The sequence below is a fragment of the Bacteroidales bacterium genome (assembly GCA_035353855.1).
GTDB lineage: Bacteria > Bacteroidota > Bacteroidia > Bacteroidales > CG2-30-32-10 > DAOQAK01.
Window position 1 is genome coordinate 1 of record DAOQAK010000027.1, and the last position, 20747, is coordinate 20747.

A 20747-nucleotide genomic window follows, 5' to 3' on the forward strand; every position below is an offset into this window, starting at 1 on the left:
AAATTCTTTACACTTTCACCAGTTGAAAAATTGAAATTTATTCCAGTAATAGTAGATTATATTTTCAGTCAAGAAAACGGAGAACAAAATTTTACCGACAATACCAAAAATCTATTAAAAGCTTTTGCTATTTCAGTTCCACACGATAAAGCAATGTCAATTCGTGATGATGTTGCATTGTTTCAAGCTATAAAAACAAGATTAGTAAAAATATCTGACAGGAACGAAAGCGGCAAAACAAATGATGAAATGGACACGGCAATCAAGCAAATCATTTCCGAAGCCATTACAGCTGATAATGTGATTGATATTTTTGATGCAGCAGGGTTGAAAAAACCCAACATTGAAATTTTAGACGAAAGATTTTTACAGGAATTAAAAGACTTACCACAAAAGAATTTAGCCGTTGAGTTATTAAAAAAATTACTCAAAGACGAAATCAAAAAACGGACTAAAATCAATTTAGTAGAAAGCAAGAAGTTTTCTGAAATGTTGGAAGATGCCATAAAACGCTATCACAACGGAATGATTGACACCGTAGAATTTTTGGAAAAAGTGTTGATCCCATTTGCCGAGCAAATGAAAGAAGCCGACAAGCGTGGCGAGAATTTGGGATTAGATTACAGAGAATATGCGTTTTACACAGCATTAGAAGTGAACAATAGTGCCGTTTCAATTTTAGGCGATGAAATTCTAAAACATATTGCTCAAGAACTTTTAAAAACCGTTCGTAGCAGCACAACAATAGACTGGACTATTAAAGAAAGTGTTCAATCGGCTTTAAGGCGTAATATTCGAAGAATTTTACGATTACACGGTTATCCGCCCGACTTACAAGAAAAAGCAGTCGAAACAGTTTTAACACAGGCAAAAATGCTTGCAGAAGATTTAGTAAGTGGTAAAGACAACGAATAAATTTGCCAACGCACAGTCGTAAGCACATTTGCAAGCCCGCACGAACCAACGCTCCAACCAAAGGCTTGCAAAAGAGCTTCCGCCTTTACAACGCAACTTGGCAAAGCCATTTTGTCCAACGCTCAAAAAAACAAAATAAATTTGTGCTTCGTGGATAGGTTGGTGCAGGTTGACACAGATTAAAAAGAGAGCTAAATGACTGATAAACTGACAGGAAACAAAGAACACCAGCCCCTAACAAGCGGTATAAAACATTGGGGTTTAAGTGGTTATGCAAGCGTTCTGCCCCGCATCAAGTTCAGTGTAACTGGACAGGATAGTAGCCCGCAATCCCCAACGATTTCATACCGCCAACCGTTATAAATCTAAAAATTAATTTTAAATAATACGAATTCATAAATTACTTGTTTATAAAAATGGAAAACCAATCAGATAAACCGGGATTATCAAGAAAACTGGGACTGTTCACTGCATTAATGGTGGTGGTGTGTTCCATGATCGGTTCGGGGATATTTAAAAAAATATCTCCTATGGCTGCATCCTTGTATTCTTCGGAACTTATAATTTTCTGCTGGTTCTTGGCCGGTGTTATTACTTTGCTGGGCGCAATAAGTTATTCGGGATTATCGCGTATCAACAGCGAAGCAGGAGGGGAGTATCAATACCTGAAAATAATTTTCGGGAAATTCTTTTCATTCCTTTATGGCTGGACTGCTTTCACAGTTATTCAGTCAGCATCTATTGCATCTATAGCTTATGTATTCGGACAGTCGGTAAACAATATTTTTGCTTTACCCGAATTTAATGCAAGCATTGCAAATATTAGTGTTTTAGGTATTATGCCATTCAGTAATTTTGGCGTTAAAGGAATTACCATTCTTTCCATAATTATCATTACTGTTATAAATTATTTCGGGGTACAGTATGGCGGCTGGACAGTAAACTTTTTTACCATTGCCAAAATTATTGGAATACTTTTTTTACTGGGGATTTGTTTTGGTTCCGGTGCGGGCAGCAGCGAAAATTTCCATCAGCCATCGCAACATTACGGGAGTATAGGCAATTTGAATTTCTGGGGACTGACGAGCATCGTGTTTGCAGCAATGCTCAGCGCTTTCTGGGCTTTCGACGGATGGGTGAATATTACATTTCTTGCAGGTGAAGTAAAGAACCCGAAACGCGACCTTCCTGTTGCTATTATTGGCGGTGTTTTAATTGTAACGGTTTTTTATATGATCGTTAATTATGCTTACCTGTATGTAATGCCTGTTGATGGATATGTAGAGCTTGCGAAAGGACAAAATACTATTGCGGCCGCAGAAATTACAAAAAATATAATTGGCCCTTCGGGTTTTATAATTATTTCTGTTCTGATATTAATTTCCACATTTGGGACAACGAACAGCAGTGTACTTGCATCATCGCGTATTTATTACGCCATGGCACGCGAAGGTTTGTTCTTTAAAAGTGTTGCCGAAGTGCATAAGAAGTACCGTACTCCTCACAGATCGCTAATATTTCAGTGTGTGTGGGCATGCACTCTTGTGATATCGGGCACTTTCGATCAGCTTACCGATATGCTTATTTTTGCTGCATTTATCTTTTATGGTTCCGGCGCATTCGGATTATTTATCCTTAAAAAGAAAATGAAGTATAGTGAAAAAATATTCGGATATCCTGTTGTTCCTGCTTTATTTATTATTTTCTGCTTGGTGCTTGTCGTTAGCAGTTTCGTGGAACGACCAGCCGAAAGTTTTATCGGTATTGGATTAATACTAACCGGTATTCCTTTTTATTTATATTGGAAAAATAAAAAATCCTGAATCAAAAATAATTCAGGATTTTGATTTATATCGTAACTTATATCAGAACGCGTATTTCAAACTAAGGTACAGCCCGCGTCCGCGAGTGGTGAACCCGTTTATTTCAGTATATTTCTTATCGAAAATATTTTCAGCTTTTGCAATAAAAATTAAATCGTTGTACTTATATTTTAAAGATAAATCCATTAATGCATAATCTTCAAGACCAACAGTACCAAGCGCTCCAAACGGACCTAATTCGGAATTGTAGTATACATCATTTTGTGAACCCACATACCGGATATTTGTACTTAATGAAATAGATTTAAAAATATTATATGATAGCATAAGGTTTGCGCAGTTTGGACGCCTGGTAAGACCTAAAATTGTGATGTCTTTATTTTTTATAAATTCACCATTGTTGTATAGTTGAACATAATTTCCTTCTGTCTTCACTGTATCTATTGATGAAGGAGTGTATTTAAGTTTGCCTCCTAAAAGAGTTATGTTTCCTGATAAAGAGAATTTTTCGCTGATATCGGAAGTAATTCCTAGTTCTATTCCTTGTGTATAAAATGTTCCTATATTAAGATACGTATCGCCTATATAATCCATGAAGGAAAGAGAATCAACCGGTGTTTGTTTGTTCCACAGGTACACGTATTCAATGGAATTGTCAACTTCGGTATGAAAATACGAAGCAAAAACGCTGACATTTTTTGCGGGGAAATATTTTATTCCGCCTTCAAAACTTTTACCTGTTTCGGGTTTCAGGTTTTTATTTCCGCGAATGATACCTGATGTTGTATTTACAAACGGTGCATAAAGCTGGTACATCGAAGGTGCATTAAAGCTGGTGGAATAGGAGAGGTACAGCATAGCATTATTTGTTACGCGATAAATGGGATTGATCTCAAATGTTTTATTAACACCAAACAATTCATGCTTTGAATATCTTGCGCCAACAGCCAAAGCAAGTTTATTTAATTTTCCTGAAAACAATGAGCCTTCTATATCTGCATGCATAAAGGCTCCGCTTGTAATAACGTCAATATTAAGGGAGTCAAGATTGCTTGATGTTTCATAAACGCCCCACATACTTTTGCTGTAATAATAATTTTCCGATGTCATCTTTTCATTAAAGAGGCTACCACCGGCAACAATATCAAAACCTTTTACAGAATAATTTAACTGGGCTTCATTGGTTAACGAAGATCCTTTATATAAATCATCATAATAGGTGTGATCGAAAATATCAATGCTTGTTCCCAGTGAATCAATGAACATTGTATCAACAACAGAAGAATCATCTTCTGCATAACGTTTCATTTCCGAAAAGCCACCATCAAAGCTAAGTTCCAGGTGTTTATTTATTTTGTATGATACCCCGTAATTGATCAATTGTCTTTTAAAATTAAGGTAATAATTATCATCATCAGTATATGCTGATTTATCAAGGTCGGATAGCTGGTTTAAATTTTTAAAAGAAGTATATGCGTTGATCTTATTTTTCGAGTAACCGATTTTTCCATTGATTTCAGAAATGCTGAAATCATCTTTATCTCTGTTTTTATAAACAGTTTGCGAAGTTACCGTATCAATGGTTGCATCTAATCCGTCGGCGTTTGTGCCAAGGTATTCAAGATTGCAATAAAAACCATTTTTAAAGGAATATGCCCCGAAAATATTTTCGCTCATTGAAAATGTTTGTTTGCCGAACGTTCCGGCTTTGAATTCGGTATTTCCCGAGAAACCGGTTTCCTGGTTTTTCTTTGTAATGATATTAATAACACCTCCTATAGCTGATGAGCCATACATGGTGCTGTGCGCTCCCCTGATGATTTCTATCCTGTCGATGTTTGACAAAGATAATTCTGCTAAGTTTAAAGCATTATTAGTTGATGAAGGGTCGGTAATTCTGATACCATCAATCATAATTACTGTTTGATTGCTGTTTGCACCACGCATAAAAATACTCTGAGCCATACCCGGGTTTTGTCCGGCACCAACAATAGAAATTCCTTCTTTGGTTTGAAGCACTTCAGCTACGTTGTTGTAAATGCCGTTCATAAGTTCTTTGGATGAAATAACAGTAATGCTTCTCCCAATACTGTCGGCGTTCTTTTCGGTCCTGGTGGCCGAAACAACCAAAGGTTTCAGCTCTTTTGATTTAATGCTGTCATTTTGCTGTGCGAATGAATTGCTACATAGAAGGACACAAATAGCACAAAATATTTTTTTTGCGCCCTGATTTTTTTTCTCCTTTTTCATTTTAATTTTTTTTAATGTTTGAAAAAAGGAATAAAAAGAAAGAAGAAAACGTGAAAGGATGTCGTTTTTTCTCGCTTTTTACCCGAAAGCTATTTAATATGTTTTATGGCAGGTCTTCTGACTTGTTCATTTTCCGGATGCCTTCCCATTCGCCGGTAGGCGAACAGTGACAAAAAGATTTCCGAAAAATAATAAAGAACTTACAGCAGCGGGTACTGTCCGGGATTTACACCCGGTTCCCTTTTAAGGCAGGTTTCAACGATTATGAAACACGCACACCATGCTGCAAAAATAGATATTTTGGAATATGCTAAGTATTTTTTTTTGAAAACATATTAACGGGTTGTTAATATGCCGGTTAATGATAAATACAGTTATTTATTGTCAGGCTTTGTTCCGGTATTATTTGCAGGGGTTTTGGTATCGGTACTGTTTGTTTTTGTGGGGGTGGTTTTATTAGTCTTTGTGCTGGTTTTATTTGTTTTTGTCGGAGCAGCAGCTTTAGTTTCTTTGAGTTGAAGTACTCCTTTTATATAATTTTCTGTCCCTGTAATTTTTCCATCAGCATCATATATATCCCATGCTCCATCTTTTTCGCCATTCACATATTTACCTGATGAAATTTTTACAGCTTTGGAATTATAATATGACCAAACACCATCTTTTTTATTATTGACATAGTTCCCTTCCGACTTTTTTTCACCTGATGTTTTGAAATAGGTTATCCAGCTACCTGATTTCTTTCCATCTTTGTATGTTCCTTCAGCGTTAAGCTGTCCGTTAATATAATAGCTTTTATAATCACCGTCTTTTTTGCCGTAATAATAATTCACTTCTTCGCGAATAAGACCATTAGAAGAATAATATTTTGAGCAGGGCCCATGTTTAATATCATTTTTATAAGTGGTTTCCGATAATAATATCCTGTCGCGGGAAAATAATTTCCATGTTCCCTGCTTGCCTTTGGCGTCAGAAACATTCACGTGTTTTTCTCCTCTTGGCGCGTATTTAGGCTTTTGAGCGGTTTCGTTTTCCTGCCCTATGCCTAGAAAAGAGTAACAACAAAAAAGGAATATGAATATTATTTTTTTTAACACAAATTTTTTTTCAAAAATTGAATTCAATGTAAAGATAATTCAAAAAAATAAAACGGATACAAATTAATTATATGAATAACCGGAAAATTATTTAACACGGATCGTTCTTCCAATTTTTAATAATGTTGTTGATTTTATTCCATTTAATTTACAAATAGCATTTACTGAAGTGCCATACCTTACAGCGATCCTTGATAAACTATCGCCACTTTTAATTGAATAATAAACTCCCGGTCCTGTGTATTTAGAAGCGTATGAACCTTTTTTATACGTACTGATATACTGGAAACTTTTTTTTGTGAGAAAAGCAGTATCGTTCCATAACGTTTGATTTTTAAAATCAATAAGACTGTTTGGATTTATTGCAATTCCGAGGTAACGTATTTCAAAATGAAGATGAGGTCCGGTGGAACGACCCGTGCTTCCGCCTAATCCAATAATATCTCCTGCTTTTAAAACCTGGTTGGGAACTACTTTGGATTTGTACAAATGCCCGTATAATGTTTCAAGTCCATTGTTATGCCTAATAACTACACAATTACCATATCCGCCTCCCCATTTCGAAATCCTAACAACACCATCGAAGGCGCATCGTACGGTATCCCCGGTATGAAGGCTTAAATCAACACCATAATGATATTGCCACCTTCTCCATCCGAAATTGGAGGTGATAAAACCCGGAACAGGTTCGTAATAACAATGTCCTTCATTATCCTGTAATATCACTTTTATAGAATCATTCATGATTGCAGGATTAAAGTCTTTATCGTATAAAAACAATGCATCATTATTACTCCAGGAACCACCGTATGCTTTTGAAATGGAGTCGTATGACAATGCTATATTGTCGGTTATGGAATCGTTGTCGAAAAAGAAATAAATACCGGTTGAGTCGGTAAAATATTCTGAAGTAAGATCAATACTATCATTCGGACTTTCGTATATGTTTAAAGAATCATCATTGATATATTGAGCAAAAGTGGTAAATGTATTTGTGAAAGAGAGTATAAACACAAAAAAACAGAAAATATAATTATGATATGATATGTTTTTAGTATTCTTCATTAATATTAATCAGGTTTAAGGAAGACTTAATTTATTTTTAATATTTTCAATTAATTCCGAAACTTTTTCAATACTTTTTATATTGGAAGTTTTAATAGAATTATATACTGATTGTGAAATTGTTTTTGTCCAGAAAAGTGTGATATCTATATCCTTGGTTTTTCCTTCATTCTTTTTAAGCGATTCAGTTAATGAATTCCTTACATCTTTTGGGATGCTCTTATCCTTAGATAATAATTTTATTTTCTTTAGTCCTTTGGTAGCATTGTTTTCATGAATATCAGCCAGGGCATCAGCAAGTAGATAAGGCCATTCAATTTTTGTAATGGTATTAAAAGCAGCAAAATGAAAACGAGCACCCTGTATATTCTGTTCATAAACACATAATGTTCCCAGCAACAAATGGTAACATACTTTTTTTATTTCTGTGCTATTATCATCAGGTGTTTTATTAATGAAATCAATAGCATTCTTTGACTCTTCATCAGCTAAAGTGTTCAGCTTTTTTTCGTATAAAGCTATGGCAGATAATGAATGCAGAAGAATTTTTACATCTTTATCATTTTTTGCAAGATCTTTTATAATAATACTTTCAGCTATGGCATATTCGGGTTTATCATTTACCGCCCAAGAATAGCCAATAAGTAGTCGCACAATACCTTCTGATATTTTAATCTCGTCCTGGTGTAAAGTAGAATTATAAACTAGTATAATTGGGGGAATTGTATTTTCAGAAAGCGTTTTATATGATTTGAATTTAAGACTTGAGCAGATAGAATCGAAAGCATTTTGTTCCGGGCTGGAAGTGTTTTTACATGACGTAAAAAATTGAGATCCTGTTATAAGAAGGACAAAAATACAACAGAACTTTTTTAGGTTCATATAATTTTTTAATAACTTCATGCTAATCGTAAACGTGTGTCTGCATTGCAAAGATATTAAAATTTAAATATCTTGCAAATCCGGGATTGTTAAAATTAACAAATTATACTAAGCCCGTCAAAAGCCGGTTTGATATGCACGGGGAGCTCATTTTCAATATCATTATGCAATCCCATCTGGTGACTGATGTGAGTGAGGTAAGCTTTTTCCGGTTGTATGTGCGCAATTAATTCAAGGGCTTCATCCAAAGTATAATGCGAAATATGTTTGCGCCGGCGTAATGCATTTATTACAAGTATTTTGGAACCTTTGATTTTTTCGAGTTCGCTTTCTGAAATAAAATTTGCATCGGTAATATATGTGAAATCCTTTATCCTGAAACCTAATACCGGGAGTTTGTAATGCATCACTTCAATGGGGATTATCTCGTCGCCATTGATTTGAAATGGCAAATTGGAAATATAATGAAGTTCAATTTCAGGAACGCCCGGATATTTATCATCTTCAAAAGCATAAAAAAAATCGGATCTTAAAATTTTATGTACATCTTTTTTTGCGTAAACATCTACGGGCTTTTTCATGAAAAAATTAAAAGCGCGCACATCGTCAAGCCCGCCAATATGATCTTTATGACCGTGAGTAATGAGTAAGCCATCAAGTTTTTGAACATTCGCTCTTAACATTTGCTGACGAAAATCGGGACCGGCATCAATAACCAATACATTCTTTTCCGTTTCTATCATGATTGATGACCGCAGACGCTTGTCTTTCGGATTGTCCGACTGGCATACATTGCATTTGCATGTAATTACAGGAACTCCCTGCGATGTCCCGGTTCCTAAAAATGTAATTTTCATCTATATAAAAATGATAATGTTTGTAAAATATGGATGTCATAAGAAATGATATTTTTTGTTACCCGCCTTGACAGTCGGGCTGGCTCGCCCCACTCCCGATATTCATCGGGGCGCAACACTATCTCGCTCGTGAATATCCATGCTAAAGTAAATCCCTGATCAAACTCCTGTTTGATTTTATTCATTACGGTTAGTGCAAATTTGCGTTTGCATGGATATTTCATCAGATGATAATTTTCATCAAAATTAAAATTTCATATTCAATAATTATAATAATTTTGATAAAACTTCAGAATAAAAAAATAAATTAAATAAAAGATGCGATGATACAAATTGATCCCGAAAACTTAAACGAAAATTTTATTAAGCTTATTGGCAGGGATTGGATGCTGATAACTGCCGGAAATATCAAATCATTTAATACAATGACCGCTGCCTGGGGAAGCATAGGCTTTTTGTGGAATAGGCCGGTAGCTTTGTGTTATGTGCGTCCTACACGTTTTACTTTTGATTTTATGGAGAAAAATAATGATTTTACTTTGTCATTCTTTGAAGAGCAATATAAGGATGCTCTTAATGTATGCGGTGTCAAATCAGGCAGGGATACTGATAAAATCAAGGAAACAGGTCTTATTCCAATGGAAACGAAAAACGGGAATATCTATTTTAAACAGGCCCGGCTTGTAATGGAATGTAAGAAAATATATACCGATTTTATTTTTCCCGAAAAATTTATTGATAAAAGTATTGATAAAAATTATCCCTTAAAGGATTACCATAAAATGTATATAGGACAAATCATGCATTGTTTTAAACTGTGATATAATTCGCCGATTAAAATAAATTTATTATTACATTTGTTGAAATTTAATTATGCAGCAGTGAATGTTATTGATAAAATAAGAAAAAGTACGGGCAATTATTTTTTTAAAAACGATATTGCAAAGGTAAGGCGGAACCGGAGCATACAGAGTTTAAAGGATTCCAAAACCATTGGAATTATTTATGATGCTACGGATGAAAAAAATCATGACATTGTTTGTGATTTTGTAAAATATTTCCAGGAGAATATGAAAATTGTAAAAGCTATTGGCTACTTGAATTTCCCGCGTTTACCTCATTATTGTTTTCCTAAGCTTTCATTTGACTATTTTACACGTAAAGATTTGAACTGGTATTTTAAGCCGGGTACACAAAGAGTTCAGGATTTCATTAACGAAGAATACGATATAGTTATTGACCTTTCAATGAAAGATTGTTTTCCTCTTCAATATATTGCCGGGCTATCACATGCCAAATTCAAAGTAGGAAGATATGATGATAAAAATGCAGGCATTTATGATTTTATGCTTGATGTGAATGCGAATATCAAACTGGAAGATTTTATAAAAGAATGCAAACATTATCTAAGTATCATTAATAAAAAACAGGATTAGTATACTCCTGCATATAAAATTTTCCGAATTCAATTCCTTCAAAAAACTAAAGAGATACTTTTATTTGTGTTTGTTAAAATTCTATAAAATACGATTAGAATTGCTTGTGTTTTATTCTTTACGTTTTTTTATTTTTTTCCTGTTTCTTACATTTTTATTACCTGCTATTTTAATATAGCGATGAAAATAGTTTTTATTACGACCTGAAAATGACGATTTTCATTGACTTTTAATGTTTTGAACACTAATTTTAATGCCTTGTAAAAACCTTATGTTAAAAGGCGTTGCCCTGCAAATATAACATGCATTAGATATTATGAACAAATTCAAACAAGAAAATAATTACGAATTTTAATTCTTATTCAGATGAAAAATATATTGAAATTAATGGTAGTTCTTGTTCTTATAACTACTTCAATTATTTCATCAGCACAAATTGCAAATTCTTTTACACAAAATTCTTCCGATAAAATAGATGATATTATTGATTCTGTTTTTCAGGATAACACGGAATTGAATTTTAAATTTATTGCTGAATCCAAAGAACAGGTTGATACTTATTTGACAAATATTATGTCAATAGATTATTATAAACCATCAACCAATGAAGTGATTGCATACGCAGGTAAGGAAGAATTTAAAACCTTTTTAAAACTAAATATTCCTTATTCGGTTATTCCAAAAAATAATAATGAAAAAGCAATTACTATGGCTACCACTATTGCTCAAATGGCAAGCTGGAACAGGTATCCAACGTATAGTGTTTATGATTCAATGATGACAAAATTCCAAACTGATTACCCGAATTTTTTTAAACGTTATAATTTGGTAACATTATCCAGTGGCAGAAAATTAATTATTGGAAAATTAACAAGCAACGTAAATGTAAAAGCAGCTAAGCCGCAGTTTTTATGGGTATCATCAATTCATGGCGATGAAATAACGGGCTATGTTTCCCTGTTAAGATTTATTAATTATTTATTGACGAACTATGGTACTAATGCAAGGGTTACTAATATTGTTGATAATATAGAACTCTGGATATTACCAGATGCAAATCCTGATGGCACTTATTATAATTCATCAACAGGCACCACTGTTGCAAATGCCCGAAGATACAATGCAAACGGGAAAGATTTGAACAGGAATTATCTTGATCCGCGAATAGGCAACCCTTCTAACAGCGGCGACAATTTGAATTATCCTGTTCAGACAGAAACCCAGACCATGATGAATTTTGCCGACACCATGAATTTTGTTATGGGGGGTAATTTTCACGGAGGCGCCAGTGTGGTTAATTTCCCCTGGGATACATGGGCTTCATCATCTCGTACACATGCTGATGATGCCTGGTGGCGAGTTGTAGGAAAAGAGTTTGCGGATACTTGCATATATTTGGGTCCGATAAATTCTATTTCTAATTATTTTAAAGATACATATTCCATTGGTTATACCGAGGGAGGCGATTGGTACGTGATTACAGGCGGCCGCCAGGATTATATGAATTATTTTCAGCATTGCAGGGAAGTTACCCTCGAAATATCAGTTGATAAAACACCGAGTAGTGATTTATTACCAAATTACTGGAATACTCTTTATCGTCCGATAATGCATTATACCGAAGAATGCTTATACGGTATTAGAGGGATTGTTTCGGACTCATGTACCGGAAAGCCAATAGCAGCAAAGGTTTTTGTGAACAGTCATGATGTAGACAGTTCATGGGTTTATTCAGGTGCATTGTTTGGAAATTATTACAGGCCTATTAAAGCAGGAACATGGAGTCTTACTTTTTCAGCTACAGGCTATCAATCGAGAACAATTAGTGTTACTGCAACTGATGGACATGCTGTAATAAAAAATGTGAAATTAATGCCATCTTCTCCTCTAAGTCCAGTTGCCGGGTATACATATGCTGTAACTACCAATACCGTTAATTTTACTAATTCATCAACAAATGCGTTAACCTATTCGTGGAATTTTGGTGATGGTGGTACAAGCACAACAGTAAGCCCCTCGCATACTTATTCTTCAACAGGTACATATACTGTTCAGTTAACAGCATACAATGGGTGTGGCGGATCAAATACAACTTCAAAACAGGTAACTATAACTACTGTCGGAATAAATGAAGTTTCTGAATTGAACTCATTTAAAGTATTTCCAAATCCAGGTAATGGCGTGTTAAATTTAACTTTTGGCGATAATAGTTTTACAGGAAATATAGAAGTGATAAATAATATTGGTGAACAAATTTTTAAAATAAATATTTCAAACGAAAAGTCAGTTCAACTGAATTTATCTGATGTAAAGGATGGATTATATTTTCTGAGAATATCGGATAATGAAAATGTATCATATAAAAAGTTTATCATCTCAAATCAATAGTTTTCTTTAAGATTTATTGAAAAAAGTATATCATAAAAAAACCCGCATCATCTGCGGGTTTTTTTAGTTGTTATTTTTTCTGAAGATCTGCAAATACTTTTGAAATGTTTATCATTCCTTGTGATGAGTAAATACCTGAGTCCAGTTTTTTCTTGATTTCCGAGAAAGCGTTAAGGGTATAATTAACATCATCCATAGTATGAACGGCTGTAGGAATAATACGAAGTATGATCATGCCTTTTGGAATTACAGGATAAATTACTACAGAACAGAAAATGTTGAAATTTTCACGAAGGTCGAATGCTAACTGCGTAGCTTCAGAAACGCCACCTTTAAGATTTACAGGAGTAACAGGCGATTGTGTTTTCCCAATATCGAAGCCTCTTTCCTTATATCCATTTTGAAGTGCATTTACAATTTTCCAAAGATCTGCTCTGAGTTCAGGCATAGTGCGAATCATATCGAGACGTTTCAGTGAACCCATAACCATAGGCATTGGCAATGATTTTGCATAAATCTGCGAGCGTAAATTGAAACGTAAATATTTTACGATTTCTTTTCTACTTGCAACAAATCCACCTATACCTGCCATCGATTTAGCAAAAGTTGCAAAGTAAATATCTATCTCATCCTGGCATCCGAAATGTTGACCGGTTCCACCGCCTGTTTTTCCCATAGTGCCGAAACCATGAGCATCATCAACCAATAAACGGAATTGATATTTCTTTTTCAGTTGAACGATTTCATCAATTTTTCCAAGGTCGCCTACCATTCCGTAAACACCTTCTGTTATTACAAGAATGCCACCACCGGTTTCTTTAACTACGTTGGTAGCATGCTGTAATTGTTTTTCACAACTTTCAATATCGTTATGCTTGTAAACAAAACGTTTTCCGATGTGCAAACGCATACCATCAATGATACATGCATGAGCATCTGAATCGTAAACAATAACGTCTTTCCTGTCTACCAGGCTGTCAATTATTGAAACCATACCCGGGTAGCCGTAGTTCAGAAGGTATGAGTCTTCTTTGCTTACAAATGCTGCGAGTTCTTTTTCAAGTTGTTCATGATATTTGGTTTGTCCCGACATTATGCGTGCACCCATAGGAGCTGCGAGTCCCCATTCTTTTGCTGCATCAGCATCAGCTTTTCTTACATCAGGATGATTAGCCAATCCCAGGTAATTATTCAAACTCCAAACGAGTCGTTCCTTACCCATAAATTTCATGTGAGGACCGATTTCACCTTCCAGCTTGGGAAACATGAAATATCCATCAGCTTGTTCTGACCACATTCCCAATGGGCCAGGTTTTTGCGCTACTTTTTCAAAAATATCCACAATATATAATTTTAATGTTTTCCGACTGCAAAACTATAAAGAATTTCAGAATTCTCTATATAAGATTTACATATTCTTATTAACTTCTTATAAACTACCTGTGTTTGGTGCATCTTATGCAGATTCAATTAAAATAGGTAACTTTACAACCCTAAATAAAAATCTGTTAAATGAGAACAAAAAACTATTTAATTCTTTCTTTCATTTTGGCTGTGGTTGTTGTTTTATCTTCTTCATGCAGCTCAACTTCAGGAATATCAATGGAAGTGTTAATACCTGCGCAGATAAACCTTCCAAAGCATATTAAAAAGGTTGCAGTAATCAATCGTTCACTTCCTGCTAAAGGTGAGTGGGTATCGAATGTTCTTGAAGGATTTATTTCAGGCGAATCAATAAAAGCTGATAAAGATGCTTCGAATAATTGTGTTCAGAGTTTGGTAAACCAGTTGAACAGCAGCCCTCTGTTAACTGCAGTTCTGGTTACCGGAACTAAATTAAAAGGAACAGGAACTCGTGAATGGCCTGTTGCCTTTGCGTGGACGACTGTAGATTCAATATGCAAAGCAACTGGTTCGGATGCATTGATAGCATTGGAAACATTTGATTCGGATATAAAATTTAATACAGGTAAAAACCAGGTAAAGACAAAAATAAATGATAAAGACACAACAGTCATTGAATTTTTTACTGACTTAAAAGTCAATGTTAATGCAGGCTGGCGTATATATGATAATCTGAATAAAACAGAAGTTGACCAAAATTCTTTTATGGATGAAAAAGGTTGGAGTACAAAAGGCAACACACCTGATGAGGCCATGAAGAAACTTCCTGCAAAACGTGATGCGATTAATGGAGCTGGCTTGTATGCCGGTGCGCAGTATGGTGTGCGTATTTCTCCAACATGGGTTAATGTTCATAGAAGTTATTTTACAAAAGGAAAAAAACAGGATGGTTTTAAACAAGCAAAGAAATTTGTGAAAATTCAAAAGTGGGATGATGCAAAAAATATATGGACTAACATCACAAAAACGGAAAATTCAAAAAATGTTGGTCGCGCATATTATAACCTTGCAGTAGCTTCAGAAGTTGATGGTGACCTGGAAACCGCATATGCCAACGCAAAGAAAGCTTTTGAAGTATACGGAAATAAACCGGCACGTATGTATATGAATATTCTGAACGTTCGTATTAATGACCAGGTGAAACTTAAAGAACAAATGGGGAATGAGTAATTCAGAATTCAGAAGTCAGAATTCAGAAGTGAGAATGTAGAATGAAATTTTTAAAATTGGAAAATACATTTGGCAGTTTTCAATTCACAGTTCTCAATAAAAATGATAATGAATACAATGTGTGCTCCTAATAAACATGAATTACAATTAATGACTATGAAAGTCAGCGACCCGTTCCGTAACTAAGGTCGGGAAGCGTAATGACAATTTATTATAACAGTCAAATAACGTTGATAATTTTTTATCTGTGAAAATGATTGTATGCCGTGGTGAAATAAACTTTTTTTATATTTTTGCTTTTAATCACTAAAAACTAAATCACTAATAATATGGGAAAAACGTATGCAGAAAAAATACTAGGTGCTGAAACAGGCGCTATAGTATTTAAAAAACCGGATATTGTTTTATCGCACGATAATACAGCGAGTATTAATGCAACCTTCGCGAAAATGGGCGGTGACAAGGTAAAGTACCCCGATCAGATTTTGATTGTACTCGACCATAATGCACCTCCAACAAATGCCAAGCTCGCAAACGATTACCAGAAAACCCGCGACATTGTTGCAAAGCAAGGCATCACGAAATTTCATGATGTGGGTAAAGGTATCTGTCATCAAATTGTTTCTTATTATGCAAAGCCTAATATGATTATTGTTGGAAGCGACAGTCACTCTTGTACTGCAGGTGCTTTTAATGCATTTGCTGCCGGTATTGACAGGACTGAAACTGCCGGTTTGTGGAAACAAGGTGAAACATGGTTCCGCGTTCCCGGATCAGTGAAGATTACGTTAAAAGGAAAAATGCAGGATGGCGTTTACGCGAAAGACCTTGCACTGTGGATTATTGGAATGATAGGCTCAAGCGGCGCTGATTACATGTCGATAGAATATCATGGCGATGGTGTGAAAACATTATCGATTTCTGATAGAATGACCATTGCTAATCTTGCATCTGAAATGGGTGCCAAGAATGCCGTATTTCCTGCCGATGAAGTATTGGAAAAATTCCTTGGCGAAAAAGTAAAAGGTACATGGGCTGATGCCGATGCAAAATATTTTAAAGAAATTGAAATTAATTTAGGTGATATTTTCCCCGTTGTTTCTGCTCCGCATAATGTGGATAATGTAAAATCAGTTTCCGAAGTTCAGGGACTTGCCATTCAGCAGGCACTGATAGGAACCTGTACCAACGGGCGTTTCGAGGATTTGCGTATAGCTGCAAAAATTCTCGAAGGCAAACAGGTTGCTAAAAATGTTCAGTTGCTTATTATTCCTGCTTCGAAGGAAATATATATGAAAGCAATGGAAGAAGGATTGATAACAATTTTCTTGAAAGCTAATGCAAGCATCCTTGCACCTTCGTGTGGACCTTGTTTAGGCACAGGACAAGGAATTCCGGCCGATGGTTACAATGTAATTTCTACAGCAAATAGAAATTTCCTTGGTCGTATGGGAAATGAAAAAGCAAATATTTATCTGGCTTCTCCTGCAACTGTTGCATGGTCGGCAATCAATGGCTGTATCAGCGATCCGAGAGGGAAGAAGGCAAATGATAAATTTCCGTTTGAAATTCCGCAAAGCAAAACTGTTTCCATTAAACAAGGCGAAGACCGCTACAGTGAACTTACCTGGAACTATGCCGATGTTGACAACCTCAACACCGACCAGATGTTTGCCGGAAATCTCACTTACAACGTAAATAGTTCCGAAGCAGAAAAAATAATGCCTCACTTATTCAAAGGTTTTGATGATACGTTCTCAGAACGAGTAAAACCGGGCGATGTGTTGATTGCCGGAGCAAACTTTGGTTGTGGCAGTTCGCGCGAGCATCCTTCTGTAGGGCTTGCGTTTGCCGGTGTTAAAGCCGTTATCTGTAAATCGGTGAACCGAATTTTTTATCGTTCATCGGTTAACCAGGGCTTGCCTATACTTGTAGTTCCTGAAGCTGTGAGCGCATACAAGCAGGGTGATAAAGTGAATGTTGATTTTGCAAAAGGGGAAATTACCATTGCCGGAAAAATATTTAAGTTCGCTCCATTACCCGAAAAACTGATGGCAATATTTGATGCAAAAGGTTTGGTGAACTATGTGAAGAATGTGAAATAGGTTGACAAGTTAACAAGTTGACAAGGCATAAGGAAAAAGGCAAAAGGCAAAAGTGAATCGCTGAGGCGAAGTGAAAAGAATCTTATTAGTTATCTTTACTCAATTCTCATCACTCGATATTCGGAGCGTGAAATGTTTTGTTTGGCAATCTGCCATCTTATGGTTTTTTTATTTGTAAATTAAAGAATATTTGTTTATTTTTGTTATACAATTTTCGAACAAGTTTTATGAAAGTTAGTGAAGTAATAAAATTGATTGAAAGCGATGGATGGTTTTGTGTCCGAATGAAAGGAAGCCACAGGCAATACAAACACAAAACAAAAAAAGGACTTGTTACTGTAGCTTTACATAAAATGAGTGATGAAATAGCAAAAGGAACCTTAAACAGTATTTTAAAACAGGCACAATTAAAAGAGGAGAAAGACTAATGGTAAAATATTTAATAATATTCGAGAAAACTGGAACTGGCTATAGTGCTTATGTCCCAGATTTACCCGGTTGTATTTCAACTGGCAAAACAAAAGCAATTGCAGAGAAAAATATATTATCTGCTATTCGTTTTCATCTTCAGGGAATGAAAGAAGAAAAAATTAAATTTCCGATTTTTCGTACTGATGCTGAAACTTTTGTCTTTGCAGTATAATTTATTAATTAAATACAAATAAAATAATAATATACTCCATTCTCACAACTAATAACTAAATAACTCATAACTACGAACTAAAAGGTGGGGCAGAGGCTTCGCCTTTTTTAATAAATTGTTTGCGAAAAAATGAAATTAAAATAAGCACTTATTTCTTTATCCCGTAAGGATTAAATATCAGTAACCGTAGGTGAAACCTGCGTAAAACAAGCTCTTAAGAAAAACAATTCCGTAGATTTATTTAAACCAAATTCTTTTTCATCTTGAAAATTATTTTTTATTTGCAACAGATTTTGTAATTTTAAAATTTAAAAATAAAGAGTGCAATCTTGCCAACACATATTACATTTTAATTTTTAAGAATTTTAATTTCTGAACTATAAATTTTGAGTAAGTCTAATAAAGATATAAGCACTTGTGCATACTGTAATAGATTTGGGAAATTTACAAGAGAACATATTTTTCCTATATGTTTAATTAAAAAGGTGCCAAATTATACTGCGAAATATTCATTAAAAGCAAAAAAGGTTTTTGGAGCAGAACTAATAGTTAAGGATGTTTGTGCGATTTGCAATAATGATTTTTTGGGAAAGTTAGATGAATATATTTGTAAACTTTATGATGAATATTTTTCGTTATTTGTGGACGCAAATGATAAAGTAGTTTTCAAGTATGATTATAACAAACTTTTGAGGTGGTTATTGAAAATATCGTATAATTCAGGAAGAACTACAAATCAAGATATAGATTTATTATCTAAGTATAAAAACTACATATTATATGGAGGTGATTATCCAGAGGATGTTGCTATATTTATAGATTTGATTCCTCCTGCTTTTGATGACTCAAATACTAAAATATATCCAAAATCAATGCGATGTGGTAAAATTAAGACAACCTATTTTAACTACGATTGGCTTACAATTAGGGTTGTAGCTATTAATTCTTTTTATTTTTATTTGGCTTTTTTTCCAATATTTGAGGATTCTATTCCAAAGGATGAGTTTAATTTATTTGGAAATAAATTTCCTGGTATATTGCTTAATTTTAATAAAAATCTAGATACTCTTTTTGTTTCAAAGCAAACGGATTCATACGAAATTCATAAAGATCATTTGACGGAAAATCAAGCTATATATGACCACTATTTTAATATAAAAAAATCACAAATTTAATTTAGCAAATAATTGAACAATGAAAGAATATTACTTTTTAACTGGTAAAGACCAAAATGGTCCGTTCTCAATTGAAGAACTTAAAACCAAAAATCTAACAAGTGAAACTCTTATTTGGTCGGATGATATGGATAACTGGAAAAAGTTAAAAGATATTCCTGAATTATTGAATCTAAAGAAAGTACCACCGCCGCCGCCAGTTGACATGAATAAGAAAAATGTTTTCTCAAAATGGATTTTAAAATATAAAATAACAATTATTTCTGTTTTTTGTTTAATTCTTCTTGCGTCAGCTTTTTTTGTTTTTAATAAAAATAATAAAAAAGTCAATAAAAAAGAAAAACATACAAGTCTTAATGATTTAGAGGATTACGACTTAAATGGAAAAGTTAAATCATTGAAAATTTCAAGTTACGCAGCAAATGGAAACTTTAACGAATGTCAGAAAAATGATATGATTTATAGTGACCTTTTAATTTTCAATAAGCAGGGTAACATTGTTGAAAAGTATGAATATAATAGAGACGGAAGCTTATTTGACAAATATATATACAAGTATAATACGCAAGGAAAAAAAACAGAAGAAAATCGTTACGATTCTAATGATATATTATTTAATACTATTAAATATAAATATGATATAAATAATAATTTAATAGAGGAAGTAGAAAATGAACATCTTAAAAACAAAAATTCAGTTGATATAACTTTGCGTGATTTTCGCCATAATTCTAAAAATTATATTATTAATTACAGCAGTTTTTATAGTAAGGATACATATAAATATGACAATAAAAATAATAGAATTGAGGAAAGAAGTTATACTTCAGATACTGCAACTATAACGTTAATTACATATAAATACGATGAAAATGGAAATGAAATAGAATATAATTATAATTCATCTTTAGGATCTAATAAAGTAACATTTAAATATGATGATAATGGTAATAAAATTGAAGCATCATTCAATAATGATGTGATAAGGGATGGTAAGTATAAGTACACATATAAGTACGATGATAATGGTAATGAAATTGAAGAATGCGAATTTAAATTAAATGGCAGTTTTTCAAGTAAAAGGACTTTTGAATATGATGATAATGGTAATAAAATTGAGGAAATTAAGTATAATGCAGATGGAAGTATTTCTACTAAAGAAATATCTAAATATGACAATGAAAATAATCTAACAGAAGAAACTGTTTATAATTCTGATAATTCTGTTAATGAAAAAAATACTTTTAAAATCGAATATGATAAAAATAATAATTACACAAAAAAGATTTCATTTGAAAATGGTAAACCAATAGATTACTACGAAAGAGAAATTGAATATTATTGAAAGCAGCCCACAACCGCCAAGTACATTGTCAGATAGCACAGACCAACGCTAAAACCTAAACCTGCCAAAGAGCTTGACTTCTCAACCGCACCCTAACAGACAAGTACAATGACCAAATAAAAAAGCCCTGTGTATAACACGCATTTGCTGTCAGTGGCGGTTTTGCGGCTTGTTAGACCGGTAAGTGGGAAG

18 protein-coding genes and 1 riboswitch are annotated in these 20747 nt (G+C 34.0%); of the genes, 11 read left to right on the forward strand and 7 right to left on the reverse strand.

The annotated features are described in order from the left end of the window. The coding region (locus tag PKK00_08230) for a DUF3387 domain-containing protein (GenBank protein ID HNW98381.1) at nt 1-915 on the forward strand (915 nt) is incomplete at its 5' end. Between the two features lie 416 nt (nt 916-1331). Then, nucleotides 1332-2738: an amino acid permease gene (locus tag PKK00_08235; protein HNW98382.1), complete on the forward strand. Its 1407-nt coding sequence runs from the start codon at nt 1332-1334 to the stop codon at nt 2736-2738. A gap of 42 nt (nt 2739-2780) precedes the next feature. Here PKK00_08235 and PKK00_08240 read toward each other — a convergent pair whose 3' ends face one another. The 6 genes from PKK00_08240 to PKK00_08265 form a co-directional block, all read right to left on the reverse strand. Next, complete coding sequence (locus PKK00_08240; protein HNW98383.1) at nt 2781-4988, reverse strand: TonB-dependent receptor; 2208 nt, start codon at nt 4986-4988, stop codon at nt 2781-2783. Between the two features lie 89 nt (nt 4989-5077). Next, nucleotides 5078-5286: riboswitch (cobalamin riboswitch) on the reverse strand. 76 nt (nt 5287-5362) lie between these two features. Next, on the reverse strand, nt 5363-6085 hold the full coding sequence (locus PKK00_08245; GenBank protein ID HNW98384.1) for a toxin-antitoxin system YwqK family antitoxin: 723 nt from the start codon (nt 6083-6085) through the stop codon (nt 5363-5365). Between the two features lie 87 nt (nt 6086-6172). Next, nucleotides 6173-7150, reverse strand: a complete 978-nt coding sequence (locus PKK00_08250; protein HNW98385.1) for a peptidoglycan DD-metalloendopeptidase family protein — start codon at nt 7148-7150, stop codon at nt 6173-6175. A 15-nt stretch (nt 7151-7165) separates the two neighbouring features. Continuing rightward, nucleotides 7166-8032 (reverse strand): hypothetical protein, encoded by an 867-nt coding sequence (locus PKK00_08255; GenBank protein HNW98386.1) that lies wholly within the window; start codon nt 8030-8032, stop codon nt 7166-7168. A 95-nt stretch (nt 8033-8127) separates the two neighbouring features. Then, on the reverse strand, nt 8128-8889 hold the full coding sequence (locus PKK00_08260) for an MBL fold metallo-hydrolase (protein HNW98387.1): 762 nt from the start codon (nt 8887-8889) through the stop codon (nt 8128-8130). Then, entirely contained in the window at nt 8886-9113 is a 228-nt protein-coding gene (locus PKK00_08265; protein HNW98388.1) for a hypothetical protein, read from the reverse strand. The genes PKK00_08260 and PKK00_08265 overlap by 4 nt, the downstream gene beginning before the upstream one ends. 99 nt (nt 9114-9212) lie before the next feature. Here PKK00_08265 and PKK00_08270 point away from each other — a divergent pair, with 99 nt between their 5' ends. The 3 genes from PKK00_08270 to PKK00_08280 all read left to right on the forward strand — a co-directional run bounded on the left by PKK00_08270 (nt 9213) and on the right by PKK00_08280 (nt 12713). Continuing rightward, nucleotides 9213-9710, forward strand: a complete 498-nt coding sequence (locus PKK00_08270; protein ID HNW98389.1) for a flavin reductase — start codon at nt 9213-9215, stop codon at nt 9708-9710. A gap of 36 nt (nt 9711-9746) precedes the next feature. After that, nucleotides 9747-10325 carry a hypothetical protein gene (locus tag PKK00_08275; GenBank protein ID HNW98390.1) on the forward strand — a complete coding sequence of 193 codons (579 nt, stop codon included), beginning with the start codon at nt 9747-9749 and terminating at the stop codon, nt 10323-10325. 366 nt (nt 10326-10691) lie between these two features. Then, nucleotides 10692-12713: a M14 family zinc carboxypeptidase gene (locus PKK00_08280; protein HNW98391.1), complete on the forward strand. Its 2022-nt coding sequence runs from the start codon at nt 10692-10694 to the stop codon at nt 12711-12713. Between the two features lie 70 nt (nt 12714-12783). Here the strand turns inward: PKK00_08280 and PKK00_08285 are convergent, their stop codons facing one another. Then, the gene (locus PKK00_08285) at nt 12784-14058 is read right to left on the reverse strand and encodes an aminotransferase class I/II-fold pyridoxal phosphate-dependent enzyme (protein ID HNW98392.1); all 1275 of its coding nucleotides are present in this window, start codon (nt 14056-14058) and stop codon (nt 12784-12786) included. Nucleotides 14059-14225: 167 nt separating this feature from the next. Between PKK00_08285 and PKK00_08290 the strand changes: the two genes are divergently transcribed. From PKK00_08290 to PKK00_08315, 6 genes are all read left to right on the forward strand, one after another. Further along, nucleotides 14226-15287, forward strand: coding sequence for a DUF6340 family protein (locus PKK00_08290; GenBank protein ID HNW98393.1), 1062 nt, complete (start codon nt 14226-14228; stop codon nt 15285-15287). A 329-nt stretch (nt 15288-15616) separates the two neighbouring features. After that, the gene (locus PKK00_08295) at nt 15617-17392 is read left to right on the forward strand and encodes an aconitase/3-isopropylmalate dehydratase large subunit family protein (GenBank protein ID HNW98394.1); all 1776 of its coding nucleotides are present in this window, start codon (nt 15617-15619) and stop codon (nt 17390-17392) included. A gap of 227 nt (nt 17393-17619) precedes the next feature. Further along, entirely contained in the window at nt 17620-17820 is a 201-nt protein-coding gene (locus PKK00_08300) for a type II toxin-antitoxin system HicA family toxin (protein HNW98395.1), read from the forward strand. Continuing rightward, on the forward strand, nt 17820-18035 hold the full coding sequence (locus PKK00_08305; GenBank protein HNW98396.1) for a type II toxin-antitoxin system HicB family antitoxin: 216 nt from the start codon (nt 17820-17822) through the stop codon (nt 18033-18035). The genes PKK00_08300 and PKK00_08305 overlap by 1 nt, the downstream gene beginning before the upstream one ends. Nucleotides 18036-18421: 386 nt before the next feature. Then, entirely contained in the window at nt 18422-19210 is a 789-nt protein-coding gene (locus tag PKK00_08310; GenBank protein HNW98397.1) for a hypothetical protein, read from the forward strand. 19 nt (nt 19211-19229) lie between these two features. Beyond that, nucleotides 19230-20555 (forward strand): GYF domain-containing protein, encoded by a 1326-nt coding sequence (locus PKK00_08315; GenBank protein ID HNW98398.1) that lies wholly within the window; start codon nt 19230-19232, stop codon nt 20553-20555. The last annotated feature ends 192 nt before the right edge of the window (nt 20556-20747 follow it).

Bases quoted from the DNA above. Each gene is read 5' to 3' on its own strand.
- PKK00_08235 (HNW98382.1), top strand. From the start codon at position 1,332: ATGGAAAACCAATCAGATAAACCGGGATTATCAAGAAAACTGGGACTG.
- PKK00_08240 (HNW98383.1), bottom strand. From the start codon at position 4,988: ATGAAAAAGGAGAAAAAAAATCAGGGCGCAAAAAAAATATTTTGTGCT.
- PKK00_08250 (HNW98385.1), bottom strand. From the start codon at position 7,150: ATGAAGAATACTAAAAACATATCATATCATAATTATATTTTCTGTTTT.
- PKK00_08255 (HNW98386.1), bottom strand. From the start codon at position 8,032: ATGAACCTAAAAAAGTTCTGTTGTATTTTTGTCCTTCTTATAACAGGA.
- PKK00_08260 (HNW98387.1), bottom strand. From the start codon at position 8,889: ATGAAAATTACATTTTTAGGAACCGGGACATCGCAGGGAGTTCCTGTA.
- PKK00_08265 (HNW98388.1), bottom strand. From the start codon at position 9,113: ATGAAATATCCATGCAAACGCAAATTTGCACTAACCGTAATGAATAAA.
- PKK00_08270 (HNW98389.1), top strand. From the start codon at position 9,213: ATGATACAAATTGATCCCGAAAACTTAAACGAAAATTTTATTAAGCTT.
- PKK00_08280 (HNW98391.1), top strand. From the start codon at position 10,692: ATGAAAAATATATTGAAATTAATGGTAGTTCTTGTTCTTATAACTACT.
- PKK00_08290 (HNW98393.1), top strand. From the start codon at position 14,226: ATGAGAACAAAAAACTATTTAATTCTTTCTTTCATTTTGGCTGTGGTT.
- PKK00_08295 (HNW98394.1), top strand. From the start codon at position 15,617: ATGGGAAAAACGTATGCAGAAAAAATACTAGGTGCTGAAACAGGCGCT.
- PKK00_08300 (HNW98395.1), top strand. From the start codon at position 17,620: ATGAAAGTTAGTGAAGTAATAAAATTGATTGAAAGCGATGGATGGTTT.
- PKK00_08305 (HNW98396.1), top strand. From the start codon at position 17,820: ATGGTAAAATATTTAATAATATTCGAGAAAACTGGAACTGGCTATAGT.
- PKK00_08315 (HNW98398.1), top strand. From the start codon at position 19,230: ATGAAAGAATATTACTTTTTAACTGGTAAAGACCAAAATGGTCCGTTC.